Here is a 20,203-nt window from a genome sequence, read left to right on the forward strand (position 1 = left end):
AAGGGGCATCAAAGCTTACCCCAACTGGAACTGCGCCTCCGTCTTCACCAGCTCAATCTCATCCAACAGCTCCAGCCATTCTGGTTCTAAATCACCGTTGCTTGCGCCTTGGCGTAGTTGCTGCTCAAGATAGAAACAAAGTTGCTTAAGGCGCGGAACGCCGCTGTAGCTGCAACTGCCGTGCAGCTTGTGGATCAGATCGAGAATGGTGTCGTCCTCTTCCCCATCCAGCACGGCTTTGACCCGATCGTTGACCTGTGGCAGGAACTCGATCAGCATCTGCAATAGATCGCGCGCCAGGTCTTCCTTATTGGCTGCCTGGCGTAATGCCAATGGCCAATCCAGCGATAACGGTGGTTCGGCTGGGCTACGCGATTGGGCTGGCTCTGGTTCAAGCTCGACGGTGTGATAACGGGATAGCACCCGTGTCAGCATGGCTTCGTCAATCGGCTTGGCCAGATAGTCATCCATGCCGGCCTGCAACAGGTGTTCACGCTCGCCGCTCACCGCATGGGCGGTAACCGCGACGATCGGCGTAGAGTTGTGATGAGGCATCTGGCGGATCATCTCACTGGCGCGGATGCCGTCAATGTTTGGCATCTGAATATCCATCAGGATCATATCCAGCACGTTATCACGCGCCAGAACAATGGCCTCCTCACCGCTTTCGCACAGCAGCGTTTTTTCTACCTGTTCTGCCAGCAACGCACCAATCAGCTTCAGGTTAGCCGGGTTATCATCTACTGCCATTACCGTCAGCGGTAAGCGCTTATGTACCGCTGGTGCATTCAGGCGCAGTGGGGCCTCCAGACGCAGTAGCGGATACAGGCGATTACTGCTGATCGGTTTGGTCAAGCAACCGATAGCGCCCAGCTGCTTCATTTTCTCGGCATCGATCTGCGACTGGCTAGGCACCGCCAGGATCACTCGGTCGGCAAGTTTCAGCGATTCCACCAGTTTGTCCTGATGGTGGCTGATACCGTCCCGGTAAGGGATCGGTATGCCTGCCAGCAGGAAGTCGTAATGATTTTTCGGCAATTGCCCCAGAGTTGGCGAATGGGTCACCACCAGATGAGTGACGCTCAACATATTCAACGTAGCCTGGGCCGCGGTTGGGTTGGCTTCGATATAGGCCAGCGTCTTACCGCGCAGATCCGGCAGGCTAGGTGGCAGCGACAACATGCCTTCGTTGAGATCGAGGGTGATGTGGAACCAGAAGGTCGAGCCACGATTGAGCTGGCTATGGAAGTTGATGTCGCCCCCCATCTCTTTCACCAGCTTCTGGGTGATCACCAGGCCCAACCCGGTACCGCCGTGGCGGCGGGAAATGCTGGCGTCTGCCTGGCGGAAAGCCTGGAACAGCTGCGATTGCTGGCGTTCAGAAATCCCGATGCCGGTATCGTGGATCTGCACCTCCAGCTCCACTTGGCGTTCCAGTTGGTTACGTAGCTCAACGCGGATATCGATATTGCCGGTTTCGGTGAACTTCACCGCATTGCCGAGCAGATTAGTGATCACCTGCTGTAGCCGCAGTGAGTCGCCAATCACCTGCTCTGGCACATCGTTTTGCACGTCCAGGGTCAGTTCCAGCCCTTTGTCGTGTGCGCTAGGGGCCAGCAGCACCAGCACTTCATCCAGCGTTTCACGCAGCGAGAACGGAATGTGTTCCAGGATCAGCTTGCCAGCCTCCAGCTTGGAGAAGTCCAGCACGTCGTTGATGATGGTCAGCAGGTTGTTGGCCGAGCGTTCGATAGTTTGCAGATAGTCGGTCTGTGTGGCACTCAGGTCGGTTTTCAACGTCTGGCGGGTAAAGCCGATGACCCCATTGAGTGGGGTACGCAGCTCATGGGACATATTAGCCAGGAATTCGGATTTGATACGGGCAGCTTCCTGCGCGCGCTTCTTCGCCAGATCCAGTTCAACGTTCTGGATCTCCATTTGCTCCAGCGTTTCACGCAGATCGGAGGTGGCCTGGTCGATGTTCTGCTGCATCTCCTCGTGATAGGCGGTCAGCGACATTGCCATCGAGTTGATGCCGTTTTTCAACATTTGCAGCTCGCCTAGCATAAAACCTTCTACCCGGCTATCCAACTGGCCGCGGCGGATACGGTCTACGGTATTGACCATATTGCGGATCGGGCCGGTGACATCGCGCATCAGGCGGTAGGCAAACAGAATGGCTATACACATACACAGCAGCAGTAGCAGGGTAGAAACGAACACCTCTTTATATTGCTGTAGGCGAACCGATTGCAGATCCAGTTCGATCGCCACATAGCCAAGATTGTTGTCAGAATGTGTCTCTTCTTTGGCGTTCTCGTCCGGGAACTGCGACTCCGACAGGATTGGCGTACGCAGGATCAGCGAATCGCCGCGCCGGGTCAGCATCATGTCGGTGGGCATCGGCACACCTTTGGGCAACTGCAGCTGGGTATAGTTGTGATGATAGTTGGAGGTGACAAACAGGTTGTTCTGCGCATCAAACACGGTGATAGCCCGGACAATTTCCGAATGGCGGCGATGCAGCAGACTGACCAGTTGCCGGACTGACTCACGGCTGCGGAATGTCATGCCATATTCGCTGGCGACGGCCAGAGGTTCGATGATACTGGCACCAGCATCGACCAATTGCTCCTGCAGCTCGTTGTAGCGGTGCACTACAAAGAAGGTGCTGAGCAGCAGACCGATCAATAAAGTCGGTGCCAGGATCAGGATCATCATGCGCGCGCGCAAGCTGTATTTGGTCATGGGATTCCAATGTGGGAGAATCGGAGGCTAATCTTAAGCTTAATTAACCAACACACAATCGATAATTATGGCGCAATTCTACTCTCCGAAACGCCGCGTGACGACCCGGCAAGCTTCACAAATATTCACGGTGACGGTAACGGACCTCGATCCATTTGGCCAGGGAGTGGCGCGCCATGAAGGCAAAGCGGTATTTGTCCCCGGCGTTTTGCCGGGGGAACAGGCCGAAATTCAGTTGACGCAAGACAAAAGGCAGTTCGCCAAGGGTAAGCTCAGGCAGCTGTTGAGTTGCAGCATACAACGTGTTGAGCCGCGTTGCCCACACTTTGGTGTGTGTGGCGGTTGCCAACAGCAGCATGTTTCTGAAGCGCTGCAACAGCAAAGCAAGGCGGCGGCGCTGGGGCGCTTGATTTGCCGCGAAACCGGGGTGACACCACAGCAGGAATCGGTGATTGCCGGGCCGCAATATGGCTACCGTCGGCGGGCGCGCCTGGGATTACAGTGGCAGCCCCAGCAGCATCGTTTGCTGATGGGTTTTCACCAGGCCGCCTCATCCGATCTGGTGGCGGTAAAGCAGTGCCCGGTGCTGGCGCCGGAACTGGAACGGCTGTTGGTGCCGTTGTATCAATGCCTGAGCGGCTTGCAGGCGGTGCAGCGTCTGGGCCATGCGGAGCTGGTATTGGCGGATAACGGCCCGGTGCTGGTGTTACGCCATCTGGAAGCGCTCAAGCAGGGTGATCGTCAGGCTTTGCAGCAGTTTGCCCAGCAAAATGCGACTACCGTTTATTTGGCGCCAGATAGCGATCGGTTGGAAAAACTGTGCGGTGAAGCGCCGTATTATCAGGTTGACGGGCTACGTTTAGACTTTAATCCGCGCGACTTTATTCAGGTTAATGATGCGGTAAATCAGCAAATGGTGGCTCAGGCCCTTGAATGGCTCGAGATTGAGCCCAATGATCGCATATTGGATCTGTTTTGTGGCATGGGCAACTTTACCCTGCCGCTGGCCAAGCGGGCCAAAGCGGTGGTCGGGATTGAAGGAGTTGCCACGCTGGTAGCGAATGGGCAATATAATGCCGATAGGAATAGGCTCAGTAATGTCTCCTTTTTCCATGAAAATCTGGAAGATGACGTTGCGCGACAACCATGGGCAGCACAGGGATTTGATAAGGTGATGCTGGATCCAGCCCGCGCAGGCGCCGCTGGGGTGATGTCACATATTGTAAAACTGGCGCCAGAGCGCGTGGTGTATATATCCTGTAACCCCACGACGCTGGCACGCGACAGCAAAGTGTTGCTGGACGCCGGTTATCGTCTTGCGCGTGTGCGGATGTTGGATATGTTCCCGCACACGGGGCATCTTGAATCCATGGCGCTGTTTATCCACGGGTCGCGGAAAAAGTAGGGAGAAGTTATGGTCGCGGTAAGAACTGCACATCTGAATACGGCGGGTGAATTCGCGCTTGATGACTGGATCGCCAGCCTGGGGCTTCCCAACCCGCAGTCAGGTGAGCGATTAGCCGTAACCTGGCGTTACTGTGAACAGCAGACGAAAGACCACCCCGACGCGCCGTTACTGCTATGGCGTGGCCTGGAAATGGTGGAGATCCTCTCGACCCTCAGCATGGATAACGACAGTATGCGCGCGGCGCTGCTGTTCCCGCTGGTAGACGCGGCAATTGTTCCTGAAGCCACCCTTACCGAAGAGTTCGGTTCCGGCATTACCTCTCTGGTACATGGCGTACGCGATATGGATGCTATCCGCCAACTGAAAGCCACCCACAACGACTCTATGGGCTCTGAACAGGTCGATAACGTGCGCCGCATGCTGCTGGCGATGGTGGAAGATTTCCGCTGCGTGGTGATCAAGCTGGCAGAGCGCATCGCCCACCTGCGTGAGGTGAAGGATGCGCCGGAGGACGAACGCGTGCTGGCAGCCAAAGAGTGTTCCAATATTTACGCTCCGCTGGCCAACCGCCTCGGCATCGGCCAGTTGAAGTGGGAACTGGAAGACTTCTGTTTCCGCTATCTGCATCCCGATGAATACAAACGCATTGCCAAGCTGCTGCATGAACGCCGTATTGATCGCGAGCAGTTTATCGATGACTTCGTGGCTTCATTGCATAACGCGATGGAGACTGAAGGCATCAAGGCGGATATTTATGGCCGCCCGAAACACATTTACAGCATCTGGCGCAAGATGCAGAAGAAATCGCTGGCGTTCGACGAACTGTTCGACGTGCGTGCAGTGCGCGTGGTGGTAGAGCGCCTGCAGGATTGCTATGCGGCATTGGGCATCGTCCATACCCATTTCCGCCATCTGCCGGATGAGTTTGACGACTACGTCGCCAACCCGAAACCGAACGGCTATCAGTCGATCCATACCGTGGTGCTCGGGCCGCGTGGTAAAACGCTAGAGATCCAGATCCGCACCCGCCAGATGCACGAAGATGCCGAACTGGGCGTCGCCGCACACTGGAAATACAAAGAAGGCGCGGTGGTTACGGCGCGTTCCGGCTACGAAGAACGTATTGCCTGGCTGCGTAAGTTGATCGCCTGGCAGGAAGAGATGGCGGACTCGGGCGAAATGCTCGACGAAGTGCGCAGCCAGGTGTTCGACGATCGCGTCTACGTGTTTACGCCGAAGGGCGACGTGGTGGATCTGCCAGCCGGTTCTACGCCGTTGGATTTTGCCTACCATATTCACAGCGACGTCGGCCACCGCTGTATCGGTGCCAAGATCGGCGGCCGTATCGTGCCCTTTACCTACCAGCTGCAGATGGGCGATCAGATTGAAATCATCACCCAGAAACAGCCGAACCCCAGCCGTGACTGGCTGAACCCGAACCTGGGCTATGTCACCACCAGCCGCGGACGCTCCAAGATCCACAACTGGTTCCGCAAGCAGGATCGCGATAAAAACATCCTGGCCGGGCGGCAGATGTTGGACAACGAGCTGGAACACCTCGGTATCAGCCTGCGGGAAGCCGAAAAGCTGTTGATCCCGCGTTATAACGTCAACTCGTTGGATGAAGTGCTGGCGGGGATTGGCGGCGGCGATATCCGTCTGAACCAGATGGTGAACTTCCTGCAGGGCAAGCTCAACAAGCCTAGCGCCGAGGAGCAGGATCGCGAAGCGTTACGCCAACTGACCCAGCAGAAGGCTCCGGCAACGGCGGCCCGTAGCAAGGATAATGGCCGCGTGGTGGTCGAAGGCGTGGGCAATCTGATGCACCACATTGCCCGCTGCTGCCAGCCGATCCCTGGTGACGACATCGTCGGCTTTATCACCCAAGGGCGCGGGATCTCGATCCACCGTGCGGATTGCGATCAACTGGCGGAGCTACAGTCTCACGCGCCGGAACGTATTGTGGATGCGGTCTGGGGCGAAAGTTACTCCAGCGGTTATTCGCTGGTGGTGCGTGTCGTAGCCAACGATCGCAGCGGCCTGCTGCGTGATATCACCACCATCCTGGCCAACGAGAAGGTCAACGTATTGGGCGTCGCCAGCCGCAGCGACACTAAAAAGCAGCTGGCCACCATCGATATGGACATCGAAATCTATAACCAGGTGGTGCTGGGCCGCGTGTTGGCCAAGCTCAACCAACTGCCGGATGTCATCGACGCCAAACGCCTGCACGGCGCTTAATACACTTCGTCTTTCAAGCTGTATCGTTGTTGCCGTCTAGATACAACTTGAAATCCATTAGGTATTACTTTTCGCGCAGGCATCATTTTTTGTGCGATTTTTTTAGATAGAGATTTCAATATGATCCAATCAACGCCACTGCAACGCCTGCTGACCATTATGAAAACCCTGCGCGATCCGCAGGTGGGTTGCCCGTGGGATCGTAAGCAGACCTTCGCCACCATCGCGCCTTACACCCTGGAAGAAACCTACGAAGTGTTGGACGCCATTGAGCGTCAGGACCATGCCGATCTGCGTGATGAACTAGGCGATCTGCTGTTCCAGGTGGTGTTTTACGCCCAGATGGGGCAGGAGCAGGGGCTGTTTGACTTCGATCAGGTGTGCAACGCCATCAGCGACAAGCTGGAACGCCGTCACCCGCATATCTTCGGTGAGGCTGAGGCAGCAGACAGCGCAGCGGTTTCCGCCCGCTGGGAGCAGTTGAAGGCCGGCGAGCGGGCTGAGAAAGCGCTGCACTCGGCCTTGGATGATATTCCCAACGCCTTACCGGCGTTGATGAAGGCCCATAAGATCCAGAAGCGCTGTGCCGCAGTCGGCTTCGACTGGAATACCTTGGGGCCGGTCGTGGGCAAAGTGTACGAAGAGCTGGATGAAGTGATGCACGAAGCCCAGCAGGCGGTGGTGGATGAGCAGAAGCTGGAAGAAGAGATTGGCGATCTGCTGTTTGCCACGGTCAATCTTTCCCGCCATCTTGGGCATAAAGCGGAAAAGGCGTTGCAGGTGGCCAACCGCAAGTTTGAGCGCCGCTTCCGCCAGGTGGAGGAAATCGTGCAGCAGCGTGGTCTGACCATGCAGGAAGCCACGCTGGAGCAGATGGAAGAAGCCTGGCAACAGGTAAAAAGCCTGGAAAACTAATTGCCAATGCCGTTGTCCTAACTGTGTCGCTTGTTTGATCGGCGACAATATTCGCACTAGCTGAAACGGTTAAGCTCAGGGTTGTGGATTGCTGAATCTGGTTTAACCGGCAGAAAAGGCCAACAAACTGAAATCTAAGGTGTTTTATTGCATCGAAAGTCGGTTTGAACGTGGTTTTTTATGCTAACTCATTGTTTCTAAACGGCTCTAAAACCGGGGCCGAACGATTAAACCGAGATGAACTCACGAGGGAGGCAGAGATGATGGTGGGTAAAACGATCGTTTGTAGGTCAAGAGAGGTTCGGGTATACTACTTTCCCGTCTTGGTTCTTCCATCGTCTTTAAACCTAAACTCTCAGGTTCAGCATGACAACTAACTATATTTTTGTAACCGGCGGGGTCGTATCCTCTCTGGGTAAAGGCATTGCCGCAGCCTCCTTGGCGGCTATTCTCGAAGCCCGTGGCCTCAACGTTACCATCATGAAACTGGACCCGTACATCAACGTGGATCCGGGCACCATGAGCCCGATTCAGCATGGGGAAGTTTTCGTCACCGAAGACGGGGCAGAAACCGATCTGGATCTGGGTCACTACGAGCGCTTCATCCGCACCAAAATGACGCGTCGTAACAACTTCACCACCGGGCGAATCTACTCCGATGTGCTGCGCAAAGAGCGCCGTGGCGACTATTTGGGGGCCACCGTACAGGTGATCCCACACATCACTAACGCCATTAAAGAACGCATTATTGAAGGCGGCGAAGGCCACGATGTGGTGCTGGTCGAGATCGGCGGCACCGTCGGCGATATCGAATCCCTGCCGTTCCTGGAAGCGATTCGCCAGATGGCCGTGGAAGTGGGCCGCGAGCACACGCTGTACATGCATCTGACGCTGGTGCCGTACCTGGCTGCTGCGGGTGAAGTGAAGACCAAACCTACCCAGCATTCGGTAAAAGAGCTGCTTTCCATCGGTATTCAGCCAGATGTGCTGATCTGCCGTTCCGATCGTGCAGTTCCTGCTAATGAACGCGCAAAAATCGCCCTTTTCTGTAACGTACCAGAAAAAGCGGTTATCTCCCTGAAAGACGTTGATTCCATTTATAAAATCCCAGGCCTCTTGAAATCTCAGGGCTTGGATGATTATATTTGTAAACGATTCAGCCTGACACCGCCGGAAGCCAATCTGGGCGAGTGGGAACAGGTGATCTACGAAGAAGCCAATCCAGGCGGCGAAGTGACCATCGGTATGGTTGGCAAATATGTCGAACTGCCAGATGCTTACAAGTCGGTGATCGAAGCGCTCAAGCACGGCGGGCTGAAAAATCGTCTGACCGTCAACATCAAGTTGATTGATTCGCAGGATGTTGAAACCCGCGGCGTTGAAGTGCTCAAAGATCTGGACGCGATCCTGATCCCGGGTGGCTTTGGCTACCGTGGCGTGGAAGGTAAGGTGATGACCGCACGCTACGCGCGTGAAAACAAGATCCCTTATCTGGGTATTTGCCTGGGTATGCAGGTGGCGTTGATGGAGTTTGCGCGCAACGTGGCGGGTATGGAGAATGCTAACTCCACCGAGTTTGTGCCAGACTGTAAGTATCCGGTTGTTGCATTGATCACCGAGTGGCGTGACGAAGACGGTAACGTCGAAGTCCGTACCGAAGAAAGCGATCTGGGTGGCACGATGCGCGTCGGTGGCCAGCAATGCCACCTGACCGATAACAGCCTGGTGCGCAAGATGTACGGCGAGTCAACCATCGTGGAACGTCACCGTCACCGTTACGAAGTCAACAACATGCTGTTGAAGCCGATCGAAGCCGCGGGTATGCGTGTGGCGGGTCGTTCTGCGGATAACAAGCTGGTTGAGATTATTGAGTTGCCTGATCATCCGTGGTTTGTGGCTTGTCAGTTCCACCCGGAATTTACGTCGACGCCGCGTGATGGGCATCCGTTGTTCGCTGGCTTCGTCAAGGCGGCCGGTGAGCACCAGAAGCGTCAGGTGAAATAAGAGTTTTAGTAAGCAACGCGCGGCCAAAACCGCGCGTTGTTTGTCTGGAGTTTTAGTTTAACTTGTGACTTGAGGAAAACCTATATGTCCAAAATTGTGAAAGTCATCGGCCGTGAAATCATCGACTCACGCGGCAACCCAACTGTTGAAGCCGAAGTTCATCTGGAAGGCGGTTTCGTCGGTCTGGCTGCAGCGCCGTCAGGTGCTTCTACCGGTTCCCGTGAAGCACTGGAACTGCGTGACGGTGACAAGTCTCGTTTCCTGGGTAAAGGCGTACTGAAAGCCGTTGCCGCAGTAAACGGCCCAATCGCGCAAGCGGTGCTGGGTAAAGATGCCAAAGACCAGGCTAACATCGACAAGATCATGATCGAGCTGGACGGTACCGAGAACAAATCCCAGTTTGGTGCTAACGCCATCCTGGCTGTTTCTCTGGCTGCTGCCAAGGCGGCGGCTGCCTCTAAAGGTATGCCGCTGTATGAGCACATCGCTGAACTGAACGGTACTCCAGGCAAGTTCTCTATGCCATTGCCTATGATGAATATCATCAACGGCGGTGAGCACGCTGACAACAACGTTGATATTCAAGAGTTCATGATCCAGCCTGTGGGCGCTAAAACGCTGAAAGAAGCCGTGCGTATGGGTTCTGAAGTGTTCCACACCCTGGCTAAAGTGCTGAAGTCTAAAGGCATGGGCACTTCCGTTGGTGACGAAGGTGGCTACGCGCCAAACCTGGGTTCTAACGCCGAAGCGTTGGCTGTTATTGCTGAAGCGGTAAAAGCGGCAGGTTACGAGCTGGGTAAAGATATTACTCTGGCTATGGACTGTGCAGCCTCTGAATTCTACAAAGATGGTAAATACGTGCTGGCTGGCGAAGGCAACAAAGCCTTTACTTCCGAAGAGTTCACTCACTTCCTGGAAGACCTGACCAAGCAATACCCAATTGTGTCTATCGAAGACGGTCTGGATGAATCTGATTGGGATGGTTTCGCCTATCAGACCAAAGTGCTGGGCGACAAAATCCAACTGGTGGGCGACGACCTGTTCGTGACCAACACCAAGATCCTGAAAGAAGGCATCGAGAAAGGCATCGCTAACTCCATCCTGATCAAATTCAACCAGATCGGTTCTCTGACCGAAACTCTGGCTGCAATCAAGATGGCGAAAGACGCAGGCTACACTGCGGTGATCTCTCACCGTTCAGGTGAAACCGAAGATGCTACCATCGCTGACTTGGCGGTAGGCACTGCGGCTGGTCAGATCAAAACGGGTTCTATGAGCCGTTCTGACCGCGTTGCTAAATACAACCAACTGATCCGTATCGAAGAAGCGTTGGGCAACCGCGCACCGTTCAATGGCCTGAAAGAAGTTAAAGGTCAGTAATATAACGGTTTGATTCGCGACTGAATCAGTAAGCAAACGGAGAGTGCCGTAAGGTGCTCTCCGTTTTTTTTATGCCTGCGTTAAATGTATCCACCAATTTGCAATGTGACGAGATGATTAAATTAAGATTTCACTTAGGTTAGGAAGGGGTATTTCGGCGATGTTTTCCTGCCGTTTGTCGTCATTTTCAAATATCAGATTGGTCGCTGAGTAATCAATGAAGAGGCAGAGTAGGACATAAAATCAATAAAAACACAGGATTAATCCTAACCCCTGGTAACACCCCTAAAAAGGCCGGTATATTTCAAAATGTTTCAACTGGTGACTAATTAATTCCATTTTGGTTTTAATGTGTTGATATTAAATGATTTTATTTGATATTAATGCAAGTTTACTGAATGTAACAAAATGTGAATTTAATTCATTGCCTCATAGGGTCAAGAAAAAATGGTTGTTAAGAAAATTCCTGCCTTGCTAGACTGGCTCGACTTGTCCACAGGGCATCTGAGAAAGATAGTGTGACAAGTTTGTCTCAATAAGTTTAAGCCAGTAAATAATTACTGCCAGGACTGCTTTATTGGAAAAAGTAAATTAAAAGGATTTCTTATGAAAATCAAAATGATGACTCTCGCTTTAATTGCATTCTCTAGCACCTCGATGGCTGACTCTGCCAATACAGTGCAATTCAAGGGTGAAGTTAGTACACAAACCTGCTCGGTCAATATTAACGGCAATGAAACCAATCCGGTGGTGTTACTGCGCACGGTTGCGGCCAACTCGCTCGCGACTAAAGGTGCCACCGCTGGGGAAACGACCTTCACCGTTAACGTGACAGGTTGCACTACCGCAGCCAACGATACTTCCATCAAAACGGTATTTGTGGGGAATAATGCCACGACTAATGGCAACCTGGGTAACACTGGCGATGCAACCAAGGTTTCTATTCAGTTGTTGGATAGCGATGCCACCACGCCATTGAGCTTTGCCACGGGTTCAAAGGCCACCACCAGCGCAATGACGCTGACAACCGGTGCGGTATCAACGTCGCAAGAACTGGTTGCCCGTTATTATGCCGAAGAGGCTGGGGTGACTGCTGGTTCGGTGATCGCCACGGCACAATATGCGATTACCTATAAATAATACTCTGCCGTCCCAGGTTGTTTCCGCCACCGGGCTCAAGCCCGAGGGCGGGAAATAACCCGTTACCTACAATATTGTCAGCATTGCCCGAAACGTTAAGCGGTGCTGGGTTATTTGTCTTGTTGACTGGTCTCTCTTATGGCGTATACCACACGCACCTACTCTTGTTGGGTGGCATTGTTGTTCAGCCTGACATTGCTGATTATCGATAGCGCTGCTGCCAGCGTCACTATGCTGGGCAACCGAGTGATCTACCCGGCTCAGGCACGCGAGAAGACGCTGCAGTTTACCAACGATGATGCTGCCCCGGCGCTCATCCAAGTCTGGCTTGATATCGATAATGACAAATCGACGCCGGAAACGGCCGATGCCCCCTTTGTCGCATCGCCACAGATTTTCCGGATGAATGCCCATAGCGGGCAAATGGTACGGTTGATGTACACCGGGAAAGGCTTACCCACCGACCGCGAATCCCTGTTTCACCTTAACTTCCTCCAGGTGCCAGCCGTCAAACAAAGCGACACGGATAAAAATAAGCTGGTGCTGTTGATCAGCAACCGGCTGAAGGTGTTCTATCGGCCTGAAGGGCTGCCGGGCGAGGGCAATCAGGCGGGCAAACAGTTGCGTATTCAGCGTAATGGCAATGCATTACAGGTCAGTAATCCAACGCCTTATTACGTCAGCATCAGCTATGCCAAAAGCGGCAATAAAAACCTGCATATTGAACCGGCCGATATGGTCGCGCCTTTTTCTCAGGTGAGTTGGCCGCTGGGTTCTGCGTTCCCCAAAGGGAAGCTAAAAGTGATGCTCGGTATCATGAATGATTACGGAGTAGAGGTTCCCGTAACTCTAGAGACGCAGCACTGAAAGAAAGGACAGGGAGGTCCTGATGTCGATAAAAAACTATCCCACAATTCCATCTCTGCTATCAACGTGCTGCCGCTATGGCTTTTTTTTGCTCTCTCTGGGCGGGATCTCCCTGGCACAAGGCGCGACGGACGATTACGCCTTTGACGCCGATTTACTGCGTGGCAGCGTGTTCAGCACCACGCAACTCGAACAGTTCAACCAACAGGATCTGGTGACGCCGGGCAACTATGAGGTCGAACTGTTTACCAACGGTGTGTTTGTTGAACGCAGCGAAATCCGCTTTGTCCTGGGCGACGATCGGCACGTGTTGCCGTGTTTTGAGCTGCAACAATTGGAACGCCTTGGCCTAAAGGAAGTGCCGGCGGCGCCCGTGGAAGGCTGCCTGCAACCTGGACGTGACCTTAAAGATATTCAGGTTCAAGCCGATATGTCACAACTAAGATTGGAGCTCAGCATCCCACAGAGTTTGTTGAACCATAAATCCCGTGGCAGCGTTAGCCCTGGCAGCCTGAGCAGCGGTGAATCAATGGCGTTTTTCAACTACAACGTTAATCAATATCACGTCAAATACCGTCAGGGGCAGGCTAAGGATCTCAACTCTACCTTCGCCAACCTGAACGGGGGGGTTAACCTGGGGTTATGGCGTTACCGCCAGCAATCCAGCTTCCGCTTTGATAATGAATTTGGCAGCCAGTGGGATACCAGCCGCCGCTATGTCCAGCGGGCGGTGCTGCCGTTACGCAGTGAGGTCTTGCTGGGAGAAGGCTTTACCGACGGCCATTTCTTCGCCGGGCTGGGGTTTCGCGGCGTCAGGATGACGTCGGATGATCGCATGCTGCCGGACTCGCTGCGAGGCTATGCTCCCGTAGTACGCGGGATTGCCAACAGTAATGCCAGAGTGACCGTATTTCAGGGCAAAAGCCAACTGTACGAAACCACGGTGGCCCCTGGCCCATTCGCGATTGACGATCTGTTTGCCACCAACTTTTCCGGTGATCTGACGGTGGTGGTGACCGAGGCCGATGGCAGCGTCAACACCTTCACCGTACCATTTTCTGCCGTTCCCCAATCCATGCGCCCTGGATCCTCACGCTATTCGGCGACCCTTGGGCGATCGCGCTTTATTGGCGACAATGACCTGTTCAGTGAGTTGACCTGGCAGTATGGTTTGAGCAACTCGGTGACGTTTAACGCAGGCAACCAGCTAGCTGATGGCTATCAGGCCTTGATGCTGGGTGGGGTCTACAGTAACTCACTGGGGGCTTTTGGCCTGGATAGCACTTTTTCCCATGCCAGCCTGCCGGAAGGCGATACCTCTGGCTGGATGCTGCATCTCTCCTACAGCAAAAGCTTTACTCCAACGGATACCACACTTTCCATCGCCGGGTATCGTTACTCCACCGATGGGTTTCGTGATTTGAGCGATGTGCTTGGCGTACGTCAGGCAGCCAGCAGTGGACAAAGCTGGCAATCCGATTCCTATCGCCAGCAATCGCGTTTTGAAGTGACCGTGAATCAAGGGATCGGCTCATTGGGTAACCTGACGCTGTCAGGCTCTACACAGGATTACCGCGATGGGCGCGGCCGGGATAATCAGCTACAGTTGGGTTGGGGCAAGGTATTTGACAACGGTATCGCGTTGAATCTTTCGGTGACGCGAACCCGTAGCCTGAGCGGCAGCGATAGCGCCTATTACGACGGCGGTCAGCCCTATGTGAATACCAATGATCCCACTAGTACCCATACCTCGCAAACCGTTAGCTCGCTCTCAGTTTCTTTTCCTCTTGGCCGTTCTTCTTCTGCGCCAACGGCGTCTTTGTTCTCCAATCATAGCCAAGGGCAGGGAGGGAGTTATCAGGCGGCGCTCTCGGGCAACGTAGGGGAGACGCAACAGGTCGGTTATGGGCTTAATTTCACCACCGACGATAATAACCATAACCGCATCTGGGGGGGCAATCTGCAAACCCGCCTGCCATATGCCAGTGCCACCGGTTCAGTTTCAACATCCAGCCAATATTGGCAGGGATCGGCTGCGCTACAGGGGGCAGTGGTCGCCCATCGCGGTGGGGTTACGCTCGGGCCTTATGTCGGGGATACTTTTGCCCTGATCGATGCCCCTGGTGCCCGTGGTGCTCAAGTGATGGATGGGCAGGGTGCCCGTGTTGATCGTTTCGGCTATGCGTTGGTTCCTTCGCTGGTGCCCTACCATTTCAATACCGTGGCTCTTAATCCACAGGGGATGAACAGCAAAGCAGAATTGGAAGATGGGCAACGGCGCGTGGCACCTTTCGCAGGGGCTTCGGTGCGACTGCACTTCAAAACCATCCGAGGTCAGGCGGTGTTAATCAAGGTTCAGCGGCCAGATGGCAGTATAATCCCGATGGGTACCTCGGTCTTTGATGATAACAATAACGATGTTGGTATGGTCGGCCAGGCTAATCAGGTTTACCTACGCAGTGACAAATCGCAGGGGAAATTGACATTACGCTGGGGAGAAGGGGCGACTGAACGATGCAGTCTGCCCTATAAATTACCCCCGCCAACCGATGAGCCGATTCTGTTGCTGAAGGCCACATGCCGCTGATTTACCGATTATTAACGGGAGGTTATTCCATGAAGTTAATTTCATTGCTGCGATTGGCGCTGTTGGGGAGCCTACTTGCAGGGATCGGCCTGCCAGCGGCAGCCAGATGCACCCGCGTTTCGCCAGCCATTGACTCCGGTTGCAACGCCTGTGGCGTCGGGGTCGGCCTGGGGCGTATCAACCTGACCAGCACTCACCTACAGCCCGTTGGTACACCGTTGGGCAGCAGCGTGTTTGATTTCACCTCCGGCGTCCGTTACCCGGATCCGAACAAAGTCTTGTATCAGTGCGATGCCAGTGACGTCGGGCAGATTTTTGAAGTGTTTGCCACCAACGGTGACGACCGGGTGGGGGGCTATTATGATTTAGGAGTGGTAGACGGCAACCCCAATTATTATGCCACCTACTTTCCCTATGTCGGTATTCGGCTAACCCATCTGGATTCGGGCAAGGAATTTACCCGTTACTGGCAGGCAACACCGATCACCCGTTATGCTACGGTCGGTGACAAGATCCAGATCCGGGTCAAGGATTTCAGCCCCATACGGGCCGATCTGATCCGCATCAGTTCGCTCCCCGGCCGTGGTGCCAGTAACTACTGTGGTTACAGTGCGTCTAATCCGCTGAGTGGCATGGCTTCCACCACGGGTAATTCGAACTATACTTGCACCCAGCCTAATGGCTATGTGACCTTCCAAGGGCCGGGCATTGCGTCTGATCCTATTGGTAGCGATTCGGCCACCAACTATTCGACCTGGGGAACCGGGCGTTGGAATGCGATGGGGATGGGAACGTCGCCGATTTCTTCCCTTTCTTACACCGCCACCTGTGTGGCACGCAACGTCACGCCGCTGGTGATCCTGCCGACGCTTTCCGTCGGCCAATTAACCGCGGGGCGAACTTCTCAGGCCCAGTTCACCATCAATATCGAATGTGATAATGCTGCCGTTTCGGGGATTAGCACCAATCGTACCGCCCTGGGTCTGCAAGTCCCTTATGCCAGCTTTGCTCTGGCGCAAAAGCTTGGTCTGGTCAACGCCAGCGGTGGCGTCAGCTATTTGCTGTCCGACGGTTATGGCACGGACAGCAGTGTTGCAACTGGCGTAGGGATTGCTCTTTCTAACAGTAGCAATGGTACGCCGATGAACTTTGTCGGTTGGGCCAACTGTAATGCTGGCCTGTGTCCGCAAGGTAATAATGCGGGCTGGTATCCGGTTCTCAATGGAGCGAGCAATGGGGGCAGTACCACGGCAGGGTATACTCATTACACCACACAGTTGACGGCCACATTATCACGCTTGCCGGGGCAGACCGTTACGGCGGGGAAGGTTGATGCCAAGGCTTACGTTTGGGTCAAGATACAGTAGAGAAAGCCATGAAGAAAATCGTCCGTACGTTACTGCTGCTCGGTGGCCTGTTACCTGTAATGTTGGCTCAGGCCGGCATTATAGCCTCCGCGACGCGAGTGATTTTTCGTGAGGGTGATAATGAAAAAAGCTTGATGCTCCTCAATACCAACGACTACCCGATCGTGGTACAAACTTGGGTAGACGATGGGGATGTCAATGCGGCCCCCGAGCAATCAACAGCGCCTTTTGTCAGCTTGCCTGCCGTATTTAGTATGCAACCCAAAACCATGAAAGGGCTGAGGCTGATTTATAACCAACAGTCACTGCCCACGGATAGGGAATCTGTCTTCTGGATTAATCTGTACGAAATTCCGCCGACGCGCCCGGTGATCCCCCCGCAGCAGCCCAGCGTGACTATGGCGATGAACACCCAGATGAAGATTTTCTATCGGCCCAAGGCGGTGGTTGCGGCGGAGAAGGATACGCCTAAGCCGGTGTTCACCCTGAAAAAGGAAGATAATCATTACGTCTTGCTGTGTGATAACCCGTCGGCTGTCCATCTCTCTTTTTCCCGTCTTGCGCTGCGCATTGGCCAGCAGGATTATCCGGTGCAACAAGAGAGCGATATGATGACGCCGCCTTACGGCAGTAAAAAGTATCGGATTGATGATATTGCTCAATCAAGGGATATCTCTTCAGCGATGGTCAACGCCGCCATTATCGATGATCAGGGTAATGCGGTCGATCAGCAATATGCCGTACGGAAATAACAGGCCGCACCTTGCGGCCAAATAGAGAATAAGATGATACCCAATAAACATCAGATCGAACTTGAATTGGAGCAACGAGCCACCAAGATAAGAAGATCATCACAGTTCCATCAGGCGATTATTGAACATGGCGTAATGATATCGGTGGTATACAAGAATCATCCTATGTTCTACAAGGTCATCTTTCGGAACAGCCGATTTATCATCTGCTCAGCTCTGTTGGCTATTTATTACACGCAAAAAGAGGCCGCATTAAAGGATGTTAAGTCCTTTTTTAAAGGCAAAAGTATCATCAGTGAGAATTCGCTGGATTCGTTTCTGTTCTTTCTGCGGGTTGGGCGATGGCTAGTGGTCAAAAAGGCCGATCAAGACCGGCGGACGTTGCTGTTTGCCCCTACCCAAAATGCCTTGAGTGAAGCCCATAATCTGGTTTCTTCGATGGCGTTGCCTTACCAAACGCTAGCCCCCGAAATTCCGGTTGCCGACCTGCTGGATCAGAGCTGGTTTTTACCTGTGTTCTTCAAGGTTTATGGCCAACTGATGATACAGGAGATCTACCTGATCGATCTGGTGCCACAGGCCGCATTATTTATTACTAAAGATGCGGGCCATATGGTGTTGCTGATGCTATTTATGGAAAGTATCCGCCACAATTCCCACATGCTATTTTTGTCCTCGGCGGAGATCGCCAAGTTTAGCTCGGTGTCCCGTACACATATCAATCGGATCCTGCTGGCGGCGGAGAAATCAGGCTTGCTCACTACCCAAAATAACGTGCTGATTGAGTTAAATAGTTCGTTTGTTGTGATGGCAGAGCGCTACTTTAGCCTGTATATGGCGATGGTGGGTTATGGCCTGGATGGGGCATGTCAACAGCATAATATCCAGATCTGCCAAGGAAATCACGAGAGTGTATAGTATTCAGCTAATTATCATGGTATTTTTTTAATTGTAATAATACCATGATTTTATTGATGAAATAAAAATCCCATGTTTCTGTTTCTTGTTGTTCTGCCTTACAGTTGTTAGCTACTAGACTATTCCCATCATGGCCTGGCGCCTTACGGCGTGAAAATCCCCCACGTTGACCTGACACGCCCAGAGCAACTGGCGAAGCCCATTGGGCTACGCACCCGGCGGGTTTATTGCGAAACGCTAGCCAACCCGAATATGCGCCTGATCGATATTGCGGCCATCGCCGAAATCACTCACAGGCAACCACGAGCGCTGTTGCTGGTGGATAACACCGACTGCACACCTTATCTGCAACAGCCGCTGGCGTGTTGCTACTAAAATTCGGCGCGAGCCAACCAGCCTCACGAAATAGAGGCTGGTTGGTCAGTTCTACCGGCTTTCGGTTGAGACTACGGCAGGGGTTTCCCCACCTTTTTTGCGTACCCACAACGTATAAGCCAGCGTCAGGAAGGCTATCCAGACTAGCCCGACATACAGCGCGATACGGCTTTCCTCGAAGTAACCGAGCAGGCCGATGACGAACACCATAAATGCCGTAGCCAATGCAGGAGCTACTGGCCACCAAGGGACTGGGAAGCTCAGTTTGGCCACTTCATCTTTAGTGAGCGTGCGGCGCATGGCGATCTGTGACAGCAGGATCATCAGCCACACCCACACCGTGGCAAAGGTGGCGATGGAGGCAATGATGATAAAGATCTGTTTGGGGATCAGATAGTTGAGCACTACGGCCAACAGCAGGGCAATGGACATCACCAACACCGTCATCCAAGGCACGCCGTTACCGGTCAGCTTGGTGAAGGCCTTCGGTGCTTGCCCATCTTGCGCCATGCCGTACATCATGCGGCCAGCGCCGAAGATGTCGCTGTTGATAGCGGAGATGGCGGCGGTGATCACTACTACGTTCAACACGTTAGCCGCCGAGCTGATGCCCATATGGCTGAAAATCTCGACAAACGGGCTACCGTTCTGGCCGATGCTGTTCCACGGATAGATAGACATCAATACCAGCAGGGTCAGCACGTAGAACAGCAGGATACGCACCGGCACAGCGTTGATCGCCTTGGGCAGCACCTTGGCGGGATCTTTGGCTTCGCTGGCGGTGATACCGATAATTTCAATCCCGCCAAAGGCGAACATCACTACCGCCAGGGAGGCAATGACGCCACCGATACCGTTAGGCATAAAGCCGCCGTGTTGCCATAGATTGCTGAAACCGGTCGCTTGCTGCGTGACGCCGAAGCCGAACAGCATCACCGCGGCCCCACCAATGATCATCGCCACGATAGCGGCAACCTTGACCAGCGACAGCCAGAACTCCATCTCGCCAAAGACTTTGACGCTGCACAGGTTAAGCGCACCGATAAACAGAATGATGCTCAGTACCCAGACCCATTGCGCGACGTCTGGGAACCATAGCCCCATATAGATGCCGAAGGCCGTCACGTCGGCCAGGGCCACGATCACCATTTCAAAAGTATAGGTCCAACCGGTAAGGAACCCGGCCAGTGGGCCGAGATAATGACTGGCGTAGTGGCCGAAGGAGCCGGAAACGGGCTGATGTACCGCCATCTCTCCCAAGGCACGCATCACCATAAATACCGCCGCGCCACCCACCAGGTAGGCAAGCAGTACGGCTGGGCCAGCCAGTTGAATTGCGCCAGCGGAACCATAAAACAGACCGGTACCGATGGCCGAACCCAGGGCCATAAAGCGGATATGTCGCGCGTTCAGGCCACGCCGGAGTTGGGGTTTCTCATTACGCATGTTGCTTCTCCGTTGTCATCATATTGTTGTCGGACAGGCAGCGCTATCCGCACTG

Annotated in this window: 13 protein-coding genes and 1 pseudogene; 12 read left to right on the plus strand and 2 right to left on the minus strand. The window is 53.7% G+C overall.

What is annotated here, in order from left to right; translation table 11 throughout:
• Positions 1–15 precede the first annotated feature (15 nt).
• Positions 16–2,748: a two-component sensor histidine kinase BarA gene (gene barA, locus KAJ71_RS01355; RefSeq protein WP_248944029.1), complete on the minus strand. Its 2,733-nt coding sequence runs from the start codon at positions 2,746–2,748 to the stop codon at positions 16–18.
• 67 nt (positions 2,749–2,815) lie between these two features.
• Here barA and rlmD point away from each other — a divergent pair, with 67 nt between their 5' ends.
• The 12 genes and pseudogenes from rlmD to KAJ71_RS01415 form a co-directional block, all read left to right on the plus strand.
• Positions 2,816–4,153, plus strand: coding sequence for a 23S rRNA (uracil(1939)-C(5))-methyltransferase RlmD (gene rlmD, locus KAJ71_RS01360; RefSeq protein ID WP_248944030.1), 1,338 nt, complete (start codon positions 2,816–2,818; stop codon positions 4,151–4,153).
• A gap of 9 nt (positions 4,154–4,162) precedes the next feature.
• Positions 4,163–6,397: a GTP diphosphokinase gene (gene relA, locus KAJ71_RS01365; RefSeq protein WP_248944031.1), complete on the plus strand. Its 2,235-nt coding sequence runs from the start codon at positions 4,163–4,165 to the stop codon at positions 6,395–6,397.
• A 120-nt stretch (positions 6,398–6,517) separates the two neighbouring features.
• Positions 6,518–7,312 (plus strand): nucleoside triphosphate pyrophosphohydrolase, encoded by a 795-nt coding sequence (gene mazG / locus KAJ71_RS01370; RefSeq protein WP_248944032.1) that lies wholly within the window; start codon positions 6,518–6,520, stop codon positions 7,310–7,312.
• A gap of 366 nt (positions 7,313–7,678) precedes the next feature.
• Positions 7,679–9,316, plus strand: coding sequence for a glutamine hydrolyzing CTP synthase (gene pyrG, locus KAJ71_RS01375; protein WP_248944033.1), 1,638 nt, complete (start codon positions 7,679–7,681; stop codon positions 9,314–9,316).
• Between the two features lie 84 nt (positions 9,317–9,400).
• The gene (gene eno / locus KAJ71_RS01380; protein ID WP_248944034.1) at positions 9,401–10,696 is read left to right on the plus strand and encodes a phosphopyruvate hydratase; all 1,296 of its coding nucleotides are present in this window, start codon (positions 9,401–9,403) and stop codon (positions 10,694–10,696) included.
• Positions 10,697–11,302: 606 nt separating this feature from the next.
• Positions 11,303–11,836, plus strand: a complete 534-nt coding sequence (locus KAJ71_RS01385) for a fimbrial protein (RefSeq protein ID WP_248944035.1) — start codon at positions 11,303–11,305, stop codon at positions 11,834–11,836.
• 138 nt (positions 11,837–11,974) lie between these two features.
• Positions 11,975–12,703, plus strand: coding sequence for a fimbrial biogenesis chaperone (locus KAJ71_RS01390; RefSeq protein ID WP_248944036.1), 729 nt, complete (start codon positions 11,975–11,977; stop codon positions 12,701–12,703).
• Between the two features lie 22 nt (positions 12,704–12,725).
• Positions 12,726–15,290, plus strand: coding sequence for a fimbria/pilus outer membrane usher protein (locus KAJ71_RS01395; RefSeq protein ID WP_248944037.1), 2,565 nt, complete (start codon positions 12,726–12,728; stop codon positions 15,288–15,290).
• A gap of 29 nt (positions 15,291–15,319) precedes the next feature.
• Entirely contained in the window at positions 15,320–16,657 is a 1,338-nt protein-coding gene (locus tag KAJ71_RS01400) for a fimbrial protein (protein WP_375540710.1), read from the plus strand.
• A gap of 8 nt (positions 16,658–16,665) precedes the next feature.
• On the plus strand, positions 16,666–17,409 hold the full coding sequence (locus KAJ71_RS01405) for a fimbrial biogenesis chaperone (RefSeq protein ID WP_248944038.1): 744 nt from the start codon (positions 16,666–16,668) through the stop codon (positions 17,407–17,409).
• A gap of 33 nt (positions 17,410–17,442) precedes the next feature.
• Entirely contained in the window at positions 17,443–18,327 is an 885-nt protein-coding gene (locus KAJ71_RS01410) for a cyclic nucleotide-binding domain-containing protein (protein WP_248944039.1), read from the plus strand.
• 120 nt (positions 18,328–18,447) lie between these two features.
• Positions 18,448–18,690, plus strand: a pseudogene (locus KAJ71_RS01415) (PLP-dependent transferase); the annotation flags it as partial.
• A 63-nt stretch (positions 18,691–18,753) separates the two neighbouring features.
• Here KAJ71_RS01415 and hutT read toward each other — a convergent pair.
• Positions 18,754–20,148 carry an L-histidine transporter HutT gene (gene hutT, locus KAJ71_RS01420; RefSeq protein ID WP_248944040.1) on the minus strand — a complete coding sequence of 465 codons (1,395 nt, stop codon included), beginning with the start codon at positions 20,146–20,148 and terminating at the stop codon, positions 18,754–18,756.
• Positions 20,149–20,203 lie beyond the last annotated feature (55 nt).

Source organism: Serratia silvae, assembly GCF_023282985.1.
Classification (GTDB): domain Bacteria; phylum Pseudomonadota; class Gammaproteobacteria; order Enterobacterales; family Enterobacteriaceae; genus Chania; species Chania silvae.